Consider the following 2277-nt stretch of genomic DNA (forward strand, 5'->3'; position numbering starts at 1 on the left):
CAGTGATAAACAATCCAAGGGGGCGGGCAGACAAGAATTCATGAATTCTTGTCAACGCCCGGTAGTAAAATACCGGGCGTTTTTCTTTTTCTAGCAGGATCTAGAACATGCCAAATCCGAATCACAAGCCTTGGGAACAGTGGGAACTCGATTTGTTGGGAACCGATACGGATGAGGCGATTGCACAGCAGTTGAATCGCTCTCGATCGAGTGTCTACACGCAACGTCGACGTCAGGGAATTCCCCCACACATCCCTCACAAGCTCGAATGGCCCAAGCGGATTGTGAAGAAGCTGGGCAAGGTTCCCGCCCATGAAATCGCGGAAGAGATGGGGTGTTCTCGAAACACTGTGAACAACGAAATTCGACGACGCGGATTGAAGGGTTATCAGGGTTGATTCGATTTCGTCGGTAGTTGTCGGGATGCACCGACGTTCTCTTTTTTCTACGCTCGTAGCCCTGGACGAGGACGAGGCAGGCGGCGGTGTCGGAGACCATCCGAAGGGTGACACTTGGTGCGAGTTCCAGGAATGCGAAGCCTCCGGGGAAAGCTACCGTCTGCAAGATGCGAAGAGACGACGCACAAAACGCTCAAGCTCTGGCCAATCAAAGACGAAATAACCTGTACCGACACTCCCGGCCGAGACGCTCACATCCCTCCACCGGGTTCCTTATCAACAACAGCGCTCCGTTTTTCGCCCGTCGAGCGCTACGTTTTCTAACCGATGTCTACAGGTTCACGACTACCCCTCAGCCCGAGAGTCAGCATGAGCGAGATGCCAGAACTCTTGGGTTTGCTTCTTGTCCTCATGATCGGAACAATAGAGTAGCACCTTGATCACGAGCTCCGTCAGCGTGTTTTGCGGTGCCAGCGACCACAACCAAATCACCGTGACAAACTGTCTGGCTGACCAACGCACGTCCTTGCGAAACGAGAGCGCAGAACAGATGCTTTGTGGAATAATCTGCGCGACCCAGCCAGAGACGACTTCGACGTCTTGATGCGACATGCCCGGACTCCGTTCCGAGATGACAAAGGAACTTGTGTGACAACAATGCCTTACGTCATCACAACATTTCCATCAAGACGTCTTTTGATACAACACTAAAAAGGTTAACGGCGTTGCATGCCACCCTGCCTACGGTATTTACAATGAACTCCTCCCCTTTTCAAATTTCTCTCTGAGAGTCCTGATTTTCTTGACCTGTTGATCATAATCAGTCGGGCTGCCGTGCTGCGGGTCTCCGACGGCTAACTGACCGACTGCAGCCGTCGTGTCGAGGACTCCGCCGTAAACGACGATAAACAATGACGCTGGTGCCATCAGGATGGCGCCTGTGATTTCCCCGGCGGCTCCAAAATTTTGTTTTCCCCAATCGAAAGCAACTGTCGCTTGTTCGAAACCGCCAGCTGTTGCTTTTCCGGGAGTCATGATCGCATAGATTCCCGCTCCGGTTGGTCGACCGTCCGGGTACGCTCTTTGAACAGCACGTTCCAGGCGGCCGATCTCCCGACGCAACTCATTCAATTCCTGAACCGTGAAGTCGTTACAATTTTCCGACGGCGTGCTATTACGAATTCGCTCGATGGCGCACACGACCTGACGATCGAGTGCAATTGCACGAGTCGCCTGAGGATCATTTGCCCAGATTCTCTTCGAGTTGGGATCGTTGAGCATCCTGATCGTACGATCATTTGTGTCAACGCGTTTGTCAGGCCAGACGTAGCCCACGACAAGCAGCTGAAATTCACGAATCGCGTCCTTCGTTGCCATCCCGACTTGACCGTTCTCTTTCAGCCGAAACCGTTGTGGGGGCATCAAGGCGTTGAGTCGACGTTGCACTTTCAGGACATCGATTGGATTGTTTCTCCCTCGTAAACCGACCGACCCACTGATCGAAATTTTTTCCATTTCCGACACGAGAACCCCTAAAAAGAATTGACATGAATCATGACTGAGGGCGCGTTCAAACGAGACTGAATAACTGGTAGCCGCGTAGGGTCGGTTCAAATTGGCAGATCCGAGTGTGAGCATTTGCCGGTTGAAACCGGACCTACCTTCCTGTTGACACTGTTAGTTGACCACGATCTTCCTGGAAGATCAATGCTCCAGATTGTGACGGCCGGATTGTGCCCCAGTCACTTCGCCCTAGCAGCCCGTTGAAAAACTCGCATTGATGGGGGAGATGAATTATCTTTCAGCAGTTGGAGTTGATCAAGGAGGAAACGATGGCGTTGGGGCGACGGAAATCGGAAGTTCAGGGTGAGTTGTGGGT

The 2277-nt window shown here is 52.3% G+C and carries 3 protein-coding genes; 1 reads left to right on the top strand and 2 read right to left on the bottom strand.

Annotated features, from left to right (window positions below):
• Nucleotides 1-107: 107 nt before the first annotated feature.
• The gene (locus KOR42_RS26065; RefSeq protein ID WP_146512721.1) at nt 108-398 is read left to right on the top strand and encodes a hypothetical protein; all 291 of its coding nucleotides are present in this window, start codon (nt 108-110) and stop codon (nt 396-398) included.
• 345 nt (nt 399-743) lie between these two features.
• Here KOR42_RS26065 and KOR42_RS26070 read toward each other — a convergent pair whose 3' ends face one another.
• Nucleotides 744-1010, bottom strand: coding sequence for a hypothetical protein (locus KOR42_RS26070; RefSeq protein ID WP_146512722.1), 267 nt, complete (start codon nt 1008-1010; stop codon nt 744-746).
• Nucleotides 1011-1148: 138 nt separating this feature from the next.
• Nucleotides 1149-1913, bottom strand: coding sequence for a hypothetical protein (locus KOR42_RS26075; RefSeq protein ID WP_231741149.1), 765 nt, complete (start codon nt 1911-1913; stop codon nt 1149-1151).
• Between the last annotated feature and the right edge of the window lie 364 nt (nt 1914-2277).

Source organism: Thalassoglobus neptunius, from assembly GCF_007859735.1.
Classification (GTDB): Bacteria; Planctomycetota; Planctomycetia; order Planctomycetales; family Planctomycetaceae; genus Thalassoglobus; species Thalassoglobus neptunius.